Source organism: Pseudomonas sp. FP215, assembly GCF_030687795.1.
Classification (GTDB): Bacteria; Pseudomonadota; Gammaproteobacteria; order Pseudomonadales; family Pseudomonadaceae; genus Aquipseudomonas; species Aquipseudomonas salmasensis.
In genome coordinates this window covers 1,396,858-1,410,566 of sequence record NZ_CP117447.1, presented here as the reverse complement: position 1 = coordinate 1,410,566, position 13,709 = coordinate 1,396,858, and the positions used below count along the sequence as shown (strand labels likewise).

10 protein-coding genes, 1 other RNA gene and 1 pseudogene are annotated in these 13,709 nt (G+C 61.0%); 2 read left to right on the top strand and 10 right to left on the bottom strand.

The window, feature by feature from the left end:
• Positions 1-101: 101 nt before the first annotated feature.
• The 3 genes from PSH76_RS06355 to PSH76_RS06345 all read right to left on the bottom strand — a co-directional run bounded on the left by PSH76_RS06355 (position 102) and on the right by PSH76_RS06345 (position 3,563).
• Positions 102-440 (bottom strand): YbaB/EbfC family nucleoid-associated protein, encoded by a 339-nt coding sequence (locus PSH76_RS06355; RefSeq protein WP_003193199.1) that lies wholly within the window; start codon positions 438-440, stop codon positions 102-104.
• A gap of 43 nt (positions 441-483) precedes the next feature.
• Positions 484-2,544: a DNA polymerase III subunit gamma/tau gene (gene dnaX, locus PSH76_RS06350; RefSeq protein WP_003193200.1), complete on the bottom strand. Its 2,061-nt coding sequence runs from the start codon at positions 2,542-2,544 to the stop codon at positions 484-486.
• A 77-nt stretch (positions 2,545-2,621) separates the two neighbouring features.
• Positions 2,622-3,563: a DMT family transporter gene (locus tag PSH76_RS06345; RefSeq protein ID WP_305493761.1), complete on the bottom strand. Its 942-nt coding sequence runs from the start codon at positions 3,561-3,563 to the stop codon at positions 2,622-2,624.
• Between the two features lie 98 nt (positions 3,564-3,661).
• On the opposite strand from PSH76_RS06345, the gene PSH76_RS06340 reads away from it, so the two are divergent.
• Positions 3,662-4,525 (top strand): LysR family transcriptional regulator, encoded by an 864-nt coding sequence (locus PSH76_RS06340; RefSeq protein WP_305493760.1) that lies wholly within the window; start codon positions 3,662-3,664, stop codon positions 4,523-4,525.
• 121 nt (positions 4,526-4,646) lie between these two features.
• Here PSH76_RS06340 and PSH76_RS06335 read toward each other — a convergent pair whose 3' ends face one another.
• The 5 genes from PSH76_RS06335 to PSH76_RS06315 form a co-directional block, all read right to left on the bottom strand.
• Complete coding sequence (locus PSH76_RS06335; protein WP_305493759.1) at positions 4,647-5,237, bottom strand: hypothetical protein; 591 nt, start codon at positions 5,235-5,237, stop codon at positions 4,647-4,649.
• Between the two features lies 1 nt (position 5,238).
• Complete coding sequence (locus PSH76_RS06330) at positions 5,239-6,285, bottom strand: N-acetylmuramidase family protein (RefSeq protein ID WP_098950674.1); 1,047 nt, start codon at positions 6,283-6,285, stop codon at positions 5,239-5,241.
• Positions 6,286-6,443: 158 nt separating this feature from the next.
• Positions 6,444-8,405, bottom strand: a complete 1,962-nt coding sequence (locus PSH76_RS06325; protein WP_305493758.1) for a hypothetical protein — start codon at positions 8,403-8,405, stop codon at positions 6,444-6,446.
• A 151-nt stretch (positions 8,406-8,556) separates the two neighbouring features.
• An RNA gene (ffs, locus tag PSH76_RS06320) (signal recognition particle sRNA small type) lies at positions 8,557-8,653 on the bottom strand.
• Between the two features lie 98 nt (positions 8,654-8,751).
• Positions 8,752-9,918 carry a putative zinc-binding metallopeptidase gene (locus PSH76_RS06315; RefSeq protein WP_305493757.1) on the bottom strand — a complete coding sequence of 389 codons (1,167 nt, stop codon included), beginning with the start codon at positions 9,916-9,918 and terminating at the stop codon, positions 8,752-8,754.
• A 48-nt stretch (positions 9,919-9,966) separates the two neighbouring features.
• On the opposite strand from PSH76_RS06315, the pseudogene PSH76_RS06310 reads away from it, so the two are divergent.
• Positions 9,967-10,083, top strand: a pseudogene (locus tag PSH76_RS06310) (outer membrane lipoprotein carrier protein LolA); the annotation flags it as partial.
• A 122-nt stretch (positions 10,084-10,205) separates the two neighbouring features.
• On the opposite strand, the gene ligA reads toward PSH76_RS06310, so the two are convergent.
• A complete protein-coding gene (gene ligA, locus PSH76_RS06305; RefSeq protein WP_305493756.1) occupies positions 10,206-12,572 on the bottom strand; it encodes an NAD-dependent DNA ligase LigA in 2,367 nt (788 codons plus the stop codon).
• An 87-nt stretch (positions 12,573-12,659) separates the two neighbouring features.
• Positions 12,660-13,523 (bottom strand): cell division protein ZipA, encoded by an 864-nt coding sequence (gene zipA, locus PSH76_RS06300; RefSeq protein WP_032895820.1) that lies wholly within the window; start codon positions 13,521-13,523, stop codon positions 12,660-12,662.
• Between the last annotated feature and the right edge of the window lie 186 nt (positions 13,524-13,709).

Sequence of the window (13,709 nt, the reverse complement as noted above, 5' to 3'; positions counted from 1 at the left end):
GGGTGCAGACCATCGGTGAAGGCTTGGGGTTCGATGTTTCGACCGCGCAAAAAAAATGCCAGGCGCGATGCCTGGCATTTGAGTCTAGCTAAAAGCGTGTGTCAGAACGGCAGTTTCATGCCCGGTGGCAGTTGCATGCCCGCGGTCACGCCGGACATTTTGTCCTGGCTGTTGGCTTCGATCTTGCGCACAGCGTCGTTGACGGCTGCGGCGAACAGCGCTTCGAGCATTTCCAGGTCATCTTCACCCACGCCCGGCAATACGCTTGGGTCGATGCTGACACGCTTGATGTCGTGACGACCGGTCATCACCACGCTGACCATATCGCCACCGGCTTTACCGGTGACTTCGGCGTTGGCCAGTTCTTCCTGCATCTTGGCCATTTTTTCCTGCATCTGCTGCGCCTGCTTCATCAGGCCGGCCATGCCACCTTTCATCATGGGAATCACCTCAAAAGTACGTGGATCAATGAGTAGCCCGGAGTCATGACGCTTGGGACACCGGGGCTTCGACAGGTTCAATAGTATCGTGGCGGACGACCGCACCGAACTGTTGCATCATTTGTTGGATAAGCGGATCTGCGTGGATCGAATCCTCAGCCTCGCGCTGGCGGTTAAGGCGCCGACGGGTCGCGGCCTGGGCCGGGGTTTCCTGCTCGGGCTTGATCAGTTCGATGGCGATGGTCAGCGTGCGCCCATGGTACTGGTTGAGCGCATCGTTGAGCCGGCGCTGCTGGGTGGCGTTGAACAAGGCGCTATGGGCCGGGTCCAGGTGCAGCAGCCAGTGGTCGCCTTCGATGGAAATCAGGGTGCAGTTGGCAGCGATACTGCCGGTCATGCCGGAGATCGGCAATTTCGGAAACAATTCCAGCCATTGCAGGGCCAGGCCGGTAGCCGGGGCCGCGGCAGGTTCTGCCTCGGGCTCGGGCGCAGGTTCGGCGGTGTGCTCGCTGGCCAAGTCGTCCAGGTAGCTGTAAGCCGAATCCATGTCTGGCTCGATGTAGTCTTCGTCCAGCGGCGGTTCGTCGTCCAGGTCAATGCCTGGGGTAGCCGCATCAACCTGGGCGACCGTCGGCTCAGGAACCGGGGCCGATACCCACTCAGGGGCATCCGGCACCACGCTGTCCGGAGTCGGCGCAGGCATCGGCGTCAGCTCGGGCTGCTCGCCGGTGGTTTCCAGCACGGGTTCTACAGCGGGCTGTTGCTCGGGCTCTACTTGTGCTTCGACCGGGTCATTCCAGGGCAGGTCGACCACGGGCGCGGGCTCAATGACCGGCTCGGGCTCGACCACCGGTGCGACGGCAACCGGCGCAGGTTCGGGCTCAGGTGCCGGCGCAACCGGCTCAGGCGCAGCAACTACTGGCGCAACAACGGCCGCGCCAGCCACTGGTTTGGCGGAATCAACTGTGGCCTGGCTGATCCCCACTGGCTTTAGCGGCTGTCTCGGCGCGTCTGCCGAATCTGCTGGCCGGAACGCCAGCATGCGCAGCAGCACCATTTCAAAGCCACCCCGCGGGTCGGGTGCCAGGGGCAGGTCGCGGCGGCCGATCAGGCCCATCTGGTAGTAGAACTGCACGTCCTCGGCCGGTAAAGCCTGGGCCAGGGCCAATACGCGATCGCGGTCGCCGTGGCCGTTGTCCACGCCTTCCGGCAGGGCCTGGGCGATGGCGACGCGGTGCAGTACGTTGAGAATTTCGGAGAGCACACCGTTCCAGTCCGGGCCTTGCTCCGACAGGTGGCGCACGGCCTCGAGCAACGCCTTGGCGTCACCCTCGATCAGCGCGTGCAGAACGTCGAACACCTGGCCGTGGTCCAGGGTACCGAGCATGGCGCGCACGTCGGCGGCCATGACCTTGCCTTCACCGAAGGCGATGGCCTGGTCGGTGAGGCTCATGGCATCGCGCATCGAACCATCGGCGGCGCGGCCCAGCAACCACAGTGCGTCGTCTTCGAACGGTACGTTCTCGACGCCCAGCACATGGGTCAAATGCTCGACCACACGCTCGGGGGTCATGTTTTTCAGGGAGAACTGCAAGCACCGCGACAAAATCGTTGCCGGAAGTTTCTGCGGGTCGGTGGTAGCCAGGATGAACTTGACGTAGGGCGGTGGCTCTTCCAGGGTTTTCAACAAGGCGTTGAAGGAGTGGCTGGACAGCATGTGCACTTCGTCGATCAGGTAGACCTTGAAGCGGCCACGGCTCGGCGCGTACTGCACGTTGTCCAGCAGTTCGCGGGTATCTTCGACCTTGGTGCGGCTTGCGGCGTCGATCTCGATCAGGTCGACGAAACGCCCTTCGTCGATCTCACGGCACACCGAACAGGTGCCACAAGGCGTCGAGGTGATACCGGTTTCACAATTCAGGCACTTGGCGATGATGCGCGCAATCGTGGTCTTGCCCACCCCGCGTGTACCGGTGAACAGGTAGGCGTGGTGCAGCCGTTGGCTGTCCAAGGCATTGATCAGAGCCTTGAGCACATGGGTCTGGCCGACCATTTCGCGGAACGAGCGCGGGCGCCATTTACGTGCAAGAACCTGATAACTCATCGAAAACCGTCGCAACTGGGAAGCGGAAGCCGGTAATGCTAGCGGAGCAAGGGGGAAATTGCATCCGGCACGCTCGTCTAATCTGACGAAGCCTGTTCAATTGGCCTCCCAGAGGGCACCTGCGGGCGTTTTGCTGGCACCTTGGAGCGCCAACGCCCTTCCAGACTGATAGCGGCGACGCTGGCCAGCACGATCACCGCGCCCAGCATCACCTGCAGGGCAACGTGTTCGCCGAGCAGCGTGGCGGCCATCAGCATCGCGACCGGTGGAATCAGGTACATCGCCACCGACGCGCGACTGACCTCGACGTGCTTCAACACGTAACCCCAGGCCAGATAGGCCAAGGCGCTGGGGAAAATGCCCAGCACCAGCACGGCGAGATTCTCCGCCATCGGCGCCTGCACGATGGCGCCGGGCAGGCCCGGCAGGTGCACGCACAGCATCAGGGTGCCGGACCACACCATGTAGCACGCCATCGTCAACGGGCTGTAGCGCTGGGCATGATGCCGCTGGATGGCGAAGTACACACTCCATGAGCAGGCCGCCAGCAAGATCAGCAAACCTCGCGGGTTGAGATCGCCCATGCCCTGGTCGCCCCAGATCACCACCAGTACGCCGGCCAACCCCAGCAGCACGCAGCCCCAACGCCAGGCGCTGACCCGCTCCTTCAAGCAGAAAAACGCGATTAGTACACTGAACAGCGGCGCCGACTGTGCCAGCACACTCGACGCCGCCGCCGTCACCCATTGCTGCCCATAATTGAGACTGGTGTGGTGCAGGAACACCCCGAAAAAACCCAACACCAACAGCCACGGCACGTCGCGCAACGGTGGCCGTCCAATGCCCACCACCCAGGCTACGCCGCCCATGAATACCGATGCGATCAGAAACCGCAGCAGCGCCAATTGGCCGGGGCTATAACTGTGCAGCCCCATGTGCACGCCGATCGGCGAATACGCCCAACAGAGGATAACGCTGGCAATGACTAGCGTAAGCTTTAGAGGTGACGGAGTATTCATCGACAGCATCCACGCAAAAGGAATGCTGCCAGTCTTGGCCCAGGCCAGGCATAGGACAATTAAGCGTTTCTGACTTCTGAAATCATTGGAACTGAGCAATGGAACTGGCCCAACTGAAAATGGTGCGAGCCGTGGCGCAAACCGGCAGCGTGGCCCAGGCTGCGCTGCAATTGCACTGCGTGCCGTCCAACATCACCACACGCATCAAGCAGTTGGAAAGCGAGTTGGGCACGCCGTTGTTTATCCGTGCTGGCCGAGGGCTGGCGATCAGCGCCGCGGGAGAGATCTTCCTGGATTACTGCGAACGTATCCTGGCCTTGGTGGATGAATCCAAACGTGCGGTGGATGCCAACGCCATTCCCCGTGGCACCTTGCGCATCGGTGCGGTGGAATCCAGTGCCAGCGGGCGCTTGCCGCCGCTGCTGGCGGAATACCACCGGCGTTATCCCGATGTCAGCCTGGAACTGGTCACCGGTGCCTGGGCGCAACTGCTGGACGACCTGCAACACCACCGCCTGGATGTGGCGCTGGTGGCCGCTGGCGGCAAACGCACGAAGCTGGAACAGAGCGTGGTCTACAGCGAACGCCTGGTGCTGATCGCCAGCGCGTGCAGCGCGCCTATCAACAGCGCCGAGGACTTGGCCGGCCGTACATTGCTGGTATGGCCGCCGGGCTGCCCTTATCGCGCCGCCCTGGAAAACTGGCTCAAGCCCCATGACGTCAAGCCAGCGATTGCCAGCTATGCCAGTTGGGGCACGATTATCGGGTGCGTCAGCGCGGGGATTGGCGTGGCGTTGGCACCCGAGGGGATCCTGGCGCGCTATGAGCAGGCCAATCAGCTGGCGTCGTATCGCTTTGACGCGCTGGCGCCCGTGGACAATCTGTTGTTCTGGCACACGGACACCCAGCGGCACCTGGCGCGAGATGCGTTTGCCGGGCTACTGCGCGAGACCTTTGGCTGACTCGCCCTAATAACCCTGATGTAGGAGCGAGCTTGCTCGCGAAAAACTCACAGGCGCCGCGTCTATTCAGAAAGCACGCGTTATCGTTGAGGTTTTTCGCGAGCAAGCTCGCTCCTACAATTCAGGGCTTGGGCGCGGCCAACCGTGCGTACTGGCCCTGGCTGATCCAGCCCGTGAACGAACGGTCGTCAGCGTTGATAAATTCCACCTGCGCCCAGCCGTCCTTGAATGCCAGTACGCCCACCACGTCATGCTTGACGATGTAGGGCCGCTTTGCCGCTTTGGCGCCCGGCGTTTTCAGCAGGTAAGCCTTGTCGGCAGACACCGTCACCAAGCCGATCCATTGTTTGCTGGCGGTCTGGCTCAGCTCCAGGCCGGTGGCGATCTCCGGCATCAGCACGTTGATGCAGCCAGGGTGCTGGCGGCCCTGCTCCACCGTCAGGGTCACCCCGTCGGGCGCCGCTGCCACACTGCCTGGGTAGGCAGCGTCCCGCCAGGTGGTGAGCGCCTCTGGCTTGCCTTGGAGGTAGAACGTGCAGCCACGGGCCACACCCTCGCCCATCGACTCCTGGTAGAAACCTTCGACCTGATGCCCAGGCGTCACCGCCAGCATCAGCCCTTCATATTTACCTGAATGCAACGCCGCCGAGCCGGCCAACGCGGGCGCCACGGCGCACCACGACAACACTCCCATCGCCAGATAACGAATCATCTTATTTCTTCCCTTCAAAGGCTTCGTAGGCTTGTTTCATCAGGACGTCATAGTTGCCGTAATCATCGCCGTTATAGTTACGGGCCATGGCGGTAAAGTCCTTGTTTTTCATCGCGCTCAACAACGCCGAGTTGTGGCTGCAAAGGCTGAGATAGGCCTTGAGTTGGTTACCGGCATTGATCTTCAATGACGCCACGAACTCAAACACCGTCTTGAACCCGCACGCGGCGAAATTGAACCCCATGATCTGAAACATGCCCCAGGAGGCCGACATCAGGGCGGCTTCCTGGTCCAGCGCAAAGGCGGTGGCCATGGTCTCCCAAGCCTTGACCTGATCCTTGTTGTTCGTCTGCCATTGCGGGCCGGCTTTTTTCTTGTAGACATACGACAGCAGCGGCTGCGACTGGTCGTAGATGTGCTTGGTGTACTTGCGAAAGTGGTGCCCTTCAAAGGCGATGATCGGCAACTTGGCGGGCCCAAACCCCACCTTCCCGCCCGACTCCACCGTGGCGAACGCCTTAACCACATTCATCGAAATACCATTGCCCAATTGCTTGGCGGCATTCTGAAAATCCGTATCGCTCAAGGTTGTCCCGCCGTCGCAGGTGGACTGCATCATCAATTGCCGGTTACGCCGCTCGGCCTCGATCACCGCGCGCACGCGGTCCAGGTACACATTGACCGTGGCCTGCACCGCATCGACGTTGTTATTGCCCAAGATATTGAGAAATGTCGGGATGCGCGTAGTGGGAAAAGCCCGCACCGGCACCTTCAGTGCCTCTTCGATCAGACTGTTGAACGTGCGCCCGGTGGGGTCGATCACGCCATCGGGATGGGCGTACTTGAGATGGCGAAACTGGTACTGGCTGATGCACTGCACCAACTGGCCGTCGCACTTGCCGTTTTCGAGCAAGGCAAAGCCCATCTTGGGAATGATCAAATTGAATAAATACTGGATGCACTGAACATCGGCGGGCAAGTTGCGGGCTTTGCCGGGCGTCCCTACCGGAGCACTGATAAGACGAGGCAACCCTTGCAGGCTTTTCATGACAGACATCCTTGTGAGTGAAAGAAGCGATAGCACTTCAATATCAAATCCACGCCCTTGTCATACTCTGAAACAAGTGGCCGGCGCAAGCTAACAAGGCGGTCTGCGGGTTGTCCAGAGGGCTTTATGAAAGTTGTGAAACAGCCGGATTAAATCCGTCAGTAACCGTGGGACTCACGGGTCTTTTGATACTTGTGGTAGTCGAGCCACTCGACCACATCATAGGGCAGGTACAACTGCACCCTCGCCCGTGAAATGGCGATATACACCGCGCAGAGTCGTTGATCGAAGGCGTAGGCGTCCTGGAACTTCACGTTGGTCAACAGTTCCGGGGTGAGCAGTACTCGGTCGAATTCCATGCCGCCCGCGTCCTGCGCCAGCATCAGCAGAACGCGCTCGTCCGGATGGCCGCTCAGCCTGTTCAACCGCGTGACATCCGCCACGTTGAAGCCTTTTTCCAGCTCGGCCTCGACCCACACAAACGCCTCATCGAACTGGCAGGCTTCGCGCACCTGCTGCCAATCGGCCATGTCGCTGAAAAACGGATGGGGGCCGAGGTCATTGAATTCATTGCTATAGAAATCGGGTTTGAACAACGCGATGACCGTGTCCATGAAGTGCTTGAGCGACTGCTGGGCCTCTTTGCTCGCCAGGCCGAACGCACAACGGGCGTGGCTCAGTTGGATCGCCCACTGCATGGTGTCCCAATGGGAGGCGGTCAACACCACGCAACCTTGCGGGGGCACAAAACCCTGGGGGTAAAACTCAATACCCACGTCGGCATCGCGGGCGCCTTCGAAAAGCGATTTGGTTTTTTCCGAGTGCAAGCTGATCAATGGGTTGACCAGGCGCTCGACATTGCGTCCGGAACGCACGGAGTAGCACACGTCGGTATGGCGAACCTCACGGGCGCGCTTGACCACGCCGCCGCTGGCCTGCTGATATTCATCCCCCAAGGTGATCAGCACCTGGCGGCCGCGCTCGATGATTTGCAGCAGCGGCGCCGGGATATCCTGGCTCTCATCGATCAGCACATGGGTATAGCGCTCGGGCACCACGCAGCCTGCCAGGCTGGCGCGTTTGATCATCAACAAGGCTTCAAACCCGGTGTGGCGGCCCCAGGCCGGGTTCGCCTCTAGGTAGCCCCATAACCGGCTGGCATATTCGAGCAGCACCCTGGCATCGACGCCGGCGAGCGGTTGCTTGAAATGCGGCAAATGCTGGGCTGAGAGGCTGTACTCCCAAGAGCGGCAGTAGGCCTCAAGCACCTTGAGGCACACCTCCACCACCGCCTGCCCTTCCAGGCGGCGAAAACCAAAGATATTCAATTCTTGAGCGAGCGCCTGCTTGGTCGGCACCCTCGCCGGTGTATTCAACGGCTGTGGCCTCGGCCCATGCAACAGGGCATGGGCAAAGCCCTGGAAGGTATGCCCAGCCTTACGCTCCCGTACACCCACCATGCGGGCACGCAGGGTTTCGAGTTTTGCCGGGGTACGCGCCAGCAATAAGGTCTTTTCCGGGCGCAGGTGCTCCAGCAAGGCCACCAGCAGGTGACTCTTGCCAATGCCGGCGTAGCCTTGCACATGCAAGTCTTCGTTCAGGTTGGCGCGGAAGGTTCTGAGCAGCTTGTCCTGCTCGGCGCTCAACCAGCGCTCGCGGTGCCTGGGCGTGATCACCTGCTGGCTGAACGGGTCATTGGCCTTGAGGTGGCGGACTTTATACTCGACGTCCCATTTGCCACTGGGCAACAGATAGTCCCGCGCTTGTACTTCCTCCTCCAGCAGAAAGCGCAGCTTCAGGCTTTTGACCACATTGAGGCCGAAGTACAACTTCCTCTGATCGAACAGCCGCTGCGCTTCAGAGAGCAGGGACACACTGGCCGAATGGCTGGCATCGACTGCCCAGTCAATCAGCTTGGCCAACACTTTTTCCGCACCGCTGGCGCTCAGGTCGCTTTCCGGCACCTGCGCCAGGTTCTGGATCACCAGCACCGCCGCCAATTGCGGCTCACTCAGGGCTACAAGCGCATCGAAACCCTCGTTGCCCAACAAACCCGCACAGGTGTGCTCGGTGATCGGCAAGAAAACAGGGCTGGATAAGTCGAAATGTTCCGAGTGCATAGAGCCTCGTAGCCAGGGGGAAGAGACGCTTGGGAGTATGCCACCAGATGCGAAATGACCGTCATGCACTGTGCAATAAGCATCACAGATGACTGGCTGAAAATAACTTGGGTTTTAGAAGGGACTGCAGAAGGGAGCGTTATGGAGGCAACCCCACCAGCCACACCCCGGCACACAATGTTCCCGCTGTGGCTGCTGCCTTCCGGCTCTGACCAGGTTCACGGGTAATCGTTGCGGGGGGACCGATGGGGTCACCATAACGACGCTGCCTCTCGGCAAGCCGCGCCATTGTACCCATCTCATCGGAAGTTACAACCGTTGGTTCCGGATTAAAAAATGAGAAGGCTCAAGCACTTGCCATAACCCCATCGGCCCTGCCGCCTTCTTCCTGGATGACCAGGTGAATAAAGTGCAGCTTGGCAATCACCGCGGACGGCAGCACGAAGGGGTAGAAATCCGGCTGGCCCATGGCACGGGACAGTTCGTTGAGCATGCCGGCCAGTTCGATCCAGGCATTGACGAAGCAGAGAAATGCCGGGCCGCCAGGGTGTTGGGGGTCGTAGAGCGTGGTCAGGGGGAATGGCTGATAATCCAGGTCCATCTCGCGGGCGCTCATGCCAAAGCCCAGGGCCGTGTCCACAGCATCCATCATGTGCAGGTAGTGGGCCCAGGTTTCGGCCCAGTCTTCCCAGGGGTGCATGGTGGCGTAGGCGCTCACGCAGGTGAGTTGCCAGTCCGGGCGCGGGCCGTTCTGGTAGTGCTGGTCGAGGGCCTCGGCATAACTGGCGCGTTCGTCGCCGAACAGGTTGCGAAAAGGTGTGAGCCAGTGGCTGTTGGCGATCAGGCGGTCCCAGTAGTAATGGCCGACTTCATGGCGAAAATGGCCGAGCAAGGTGCGGTAGGGCTCGCGCATCTGTACGCGGACTTTTTCGCGGTGGGCGTCGTCGGCTTCCTTGATGTCCAGGGTGATCAGCCCATTGGCGTGACCGGTGGTGGGCGCATTGCCTTCCAGGTCGATGCCGATGAAGTCGAAGGCCAGGCCAGTCTCTTCGTCAACGCTCTTGGGCACCACTTGCAGGCCCAGGCTGATCAATTGCGCCACCAGTCGGCGCTTGGCGGTTTCGACTTTGCGCCAGCGTTCGGGGTTTTCCGCAATCGATAGGTCAGGGATGGTGCGGTTCAGGCTACAGGCCACGCACAACGGCGCGGTGCTGTGGGCAGGTATCAGCCAGTTGCACGCGGCCGGTGAGTCGAGGTTGGCGCAGCGCCGGAAAGCGCCGGCATCAAGATTGTCGTCGGCCAGCCACGTACCGACCACCGGCCCAGGTTGCAGGGACGACAGGCGGCTTTGCTGCGGCTGGTAACCCAACGCCGCCTGGCAGGCCAGGCATTGGCTGTTGCGAAAGAACAGCGACTGGCCACACCGGCATTGCCACACCTTGCTGTTGCGCGAGGTTTCGGCCATGAACGGAGCGGCGATGCGCGTGCTGAGTTGCTCGAAGTAGCGGAACATGGCGATCTCTCCCTGGGGTGACAGAGACTAGATCATTTCTCGCTCGGGATCGTTCAACTGCTCCCTGTAGGAGCGAGCTTGCTCGCGAAGATCGTCAACGATAACGCGGGGCGCCTGGTTCACAGCGGCGCCCTCCGGATCTTCGCGAGCAAGCTCGCTCCTACAGGTTGAGAGCTCGTTCCCACGCTCCGCGTGGGAATGCCGCCTTGGACGCTCTGCGTCTGCGCGAAGGCCGTGACGCGGAGCGTCATAGGATGCGTTCCCACGCGGAGCGTGGGGACGATCAATCAGACGGTGATGTTGTGCTTGGCCAGGAAGGCGACGAAGGCCTCCTCGTCCAGTACTTTCAGGCCCAGCTCATTGGCCTTGGCCAATTTCGAACCGGCGCCCGGCCCGGCCACCACGCAGTGGGTTTTCGCCGAAACGGAACCGGCCACCTTGGCCCCCAGGCTTTCGAGCTTGTCCTTGGCCACATCGCGACTCATCAACTCCAGGGAGCCGGTGAGTACCCAGGTGTGCCCGGCTTCAGGCAAGCCTTCGACGAGCTTTTTCTCGCTCTGCCAGTGCATGCCGAAGTCCTTGAGCTGTTGCTCGATGGCCAGGGCATGGTTGGCGTTGTCGGCATTGTCGAAAAACTCCCGTACAGCCTTGGCTTGCTTCTCGGGCAGCGCCTGGCGCATATCGAGCCAGTCAGCCTTGATGACGCCTTCCAGGGAACCGAACTTGTCCGCGAGCTTCTGCGCCGCGCCCGGCCCCACCGAAGGTACGTGCAGCTTGTCGAGCAAACCGCCCAAGGTGGTGCTGGCGGCGAATTCGGCGCTGAGCTCGCCCTGCTCCTGCAATTGCAGGCCGCATTCGTCCGGCGACAACAGTGCGCCAATCACCTGCTGGTTGTGGCCGTCTTCAAAGAAGCTATGGATCTCATGGGCCACTTCCAGCCCGACATCCGGCAAGTACGTCAGCACCTCTGGCAATGCCTTTTGTACACGCTCCAGGGACGCCAGCGAGCGCGCCAGAACCTTGGCCGTTTCCTCGCCCACATCGGGAATGCCCAGGGCGTAGATAAAGCGCGCGAGGGTTGGGGTCTTGCTGTTTTCGATAGCGCTGATCAGCTTCTTGCTGGAGATATCGGCAAAGCCTTCCAGGTCGATGATCTGTTCGTATTTGAGTTTGTAAAGATCGGCCGGCGAACCGATGAGCTGTTCATCCACCAGTTGCTCGATGGTCTTATCACCCAGGCCGTCGATGTCCATGGCCCGGCGAGAGACGAAATGAATGATCGCCTGCTTGAGCTGTGCACCGCAGGCCAGGCGCCCGACGCAACGGTACACCGCACCTTCGCTGATGGTTTCCTTGCCCTTGCTGCGCTTGACCAGTTGCGTGCGCTCCACATGGGAACCGCACACCGGGCAATTTTGCGGGATCTGCACGGCGCGGGCGTTTTCCGGGCGGCGTTCGGTGACCACCGAGACCACCTGCGGAATCACATCACCGGCGCGGCGGATGATCACGGTGTCGCCGATCATCAGCCCCAGGCGTGCCACTTCGTCCATGTTGTGCAGGGTGGCATTGGACACGGTCACGCCGGCCACCTTGACCGGTTTGAGGCGCGCCACCGGCGTCACCGCACCGGTACGGCCGACCTGGAATTCCACGTCGAGCAGCTCGGTGAGTTCTTCCATGGCCGGGAATTTGTGCGCGATCGCCCAGCGCGGCTCGCGGGCGCGGAAGCCCAGTTCACGCTGGTAGGCAATGCTGTTGACCTTGAACACCACGCCGTCGATTTCGTAGCCCAGCGCATTGCGGCGCTCGCCGATGTCGCGGTAGTAGTCCAGGCATTCCTGGATACCCTTGGCCAGCTTCAATTCGTGGCTGATCGGCATGCCCCACTGCTGCAACTGCTTGAGGTTGCCGATATGGGTGTCGCTGATATCCGCGGTCACTTGGCCGATGCCATAGCAGCAGAATTCCAGCGGGCGACTGGCGGTGATCTTCGAGTCCAGTTGGCGCAGGCTGCCTGCTGCGGCGTTGCGCGGGTTGGCGAAGGTCTTGCCGCCCACTTCCAGTTGCGAGGCGTTCAATCGCTCGAAACCGGCCTTGGACATGAACACTTCACCGCGCACTTCCAGGGTGGCCGGCCAGCCCGTGCCGTGCAGTTTCAGAGGGATATTGCGCACGGTGCGCACGTTGACGCTGATGTCCTCGCCGGTGGTGCCGTCACCCCGGGTGGCACCGCGCACCAGTTCACCATCCTGGTACAGCAGGCTGACCGCCAGGCCGTCCAGCTTCGGCTCGCAGCTGTATTCCACCGCCGCGCCAGCGCCAAACAGATCGCCCACCGGCAGATCAAGGCCCTCGGTGACCCGGCGATCAAACTCCAGCATGGTGGTTTCATCGAAGGCGTTGCCCAGGCTGAGCATCGGGATCTCGTGCTTGACCTGGGTGAACGCCGACAGCGCCGCACTGCCGACCCGCTGCGTCGGCGAATCACGCGTCACCAGTTCCGGGTGCTCGGCCTCCAGGGCCTTGAGCTCGTGGAACAGGCGGTCGTACTCGGCGTCCGGGATGCTCGGCTCGTCGAGGACGTGGTAGCGGTAGTTGTGCTGATCCAGTTCAGCGCGCAGTTCGAGAATGCGGGTATGGGCGGCGGTCATGGGTGTTCTCTCATAAAGCAAAAGAGCAGCCGAAGCTGCTCAATATGTTAGTGCACGGATTCTACAGACAACGCTTAAGATCGATCCTCAGCGTTTCTGTGTCAGGGCGCGACGCTCGAACTCGACGATGCGCTGACGGTAGTGTTCGATGGTCTGAGCGGTAAGCACGCTGCGTTGGTCGTCCTTGAGCTCGCCGTTGAGTTCCTGGGACAGCTTGCGGGCGGCGGCCACCATCACGTCGAACGCTTGTTTGGGGTGGCGCGGGCCTGGCAGGCCAAGGAAGAAGCTCACCGCCGGGGTGCTGAACAGGTCGATATCGTCCAGATCGAAGGTGCCCGGCTTGACCGCGTTGGCCATGGAGAACAGCACTTCGCCGTTACCGGCCATGCTTTCGTGACGATGGAAGATATCCATCTCGCCGAAACGCAGGCCGCTTTCGAGGATGTTCTGCAAGAGTGCCGGGCCTTTGAAACCGCCGGCGTCGCGGCAGATCACGCTGATGACCAAGACTTCTTCGGCCGCCGGCTGATCGTTCACCGATTGGCGTGCCGCGCTCTTGCTGGACGTCTCGTCCGGGAAATCGTCATCGCGGCTGCTGAAGCTCGGGCCATCATCGACGTCGAGGTTCAGGTCGCCCTGGTGCGGCTCGGCAACCGCCGCGCTCCCGCGCTTGCCGCGTTTGGACGATGGCTCACGGGCTTCACGCAGCGGCGCGCTCATCGACGGCAGGTCGTGCTCGTCCAGTTGCGGCTCTTTATGGGTATCCAGCACACGGGGCGGCCCCAGCAGCTCGGCGGCGCCGTCGTCGTCAGGCAAGTTGGACAGGTTTCGGTCCAGACGGAACTTAAGCTTGCCCTTGCCACCGCGCATGCGGCGCCAGCCATCAAAAAGAATACCGGCAATGACAATAATGCCGATGACGATCAGCCACTCGCGCAGACCGATTTCCATGTAATCCCGTGCCTCTAATAAAAAATGCTGAAAAATAAGGGGTTTAGCACCGTGCAAACCGCTTTAAAACGTGGCGCCAACTCTATGTTCTGACTGACGTTTTGCCCACGCACACGAAAAATTGACATTAAACTAGCACGACCAAAGATAACTTTACACCGTCTGTCAAAATGCCTTGAACAAATA

What these genes read in the sequence shown, in the direction of transcription:
- PSH76_RS06335 (WP_305493759.1), bottom strand. Translation starts at nt 5,237, where the DNA reads ATGATTCGTTATCTGGCGATGGGAGTGTTGTCGTGGTGCGCCGTGGCG.
- PSH76_RS06330 (WP_098950674.1), bottom strand. Translation starts at nt 6,285, where the DNA reads ATGAAAAGCCTGCAAGGGTTGCCTCGTCTTATCAGTGCTCCGGTAGGG.
- PSH76_RS06315 (WP_305493757.1), bottom strand. Translation starts at nt 9,918, where the DNA reads ATGTTCCGCTACTTCGAGCAACTCAGCACGCGCATCGCCGCTCCGTTC.
- PSH76_RS06325 (WP_305493758.1), bottom strand. Translation starts at nt 8,405, where the DNA reads ATGCACTCGGAACATTTCGACTTATCCAGCCCTGTTTTCTTGCCGATC.
- dnaX (WP_003193200.1), bottom strand. Translation starts at nt 2,544, where the DNA reads ATGAGTTATCAGGTTCTTGCACGTAAATGGCGCCCGCGCTCGTTCCGC.
- PSH76_RS06345 (WP_305493761.1), bottom strand. Translation starts at nt 3,563, where the DNA reads ATGAATACTCCGTCACCTCTAAAGCTTACGCTAGTCATTGCCAGCGTT.
- ligA (WP_305493756.1), bottom strand. Translation starts at nt 12,572, where the DNA reads ATGACCGCCGCCCATACCCGCATTCTCGAACTGCGCGCTGAACTGGAT.
- PSH76_RS06340 (WP_305493760.1), top strand. Translation starts at nt 3,662, where the DNA reads ATGGAACTGGCCCAACTGAAAATGGTGCGAGCCGTGGCGCAAACCGGC.
- PSH76_RS06355 (WP_003193199.1), bottom strand. Translation starts at nt 440, where the DNA reads ATGATGAAAGGTGGCATGGCCGGCCTGATGAAGCAGGCGCAGCAGATG.
- zipA (WP_032895820.1), bottom strand. Translation starts at nt 13,523, where the DNA reads ATGGAAATCGGTCTGCGCGAGTGGCTGATCGTCATCGGCATTATTGTC.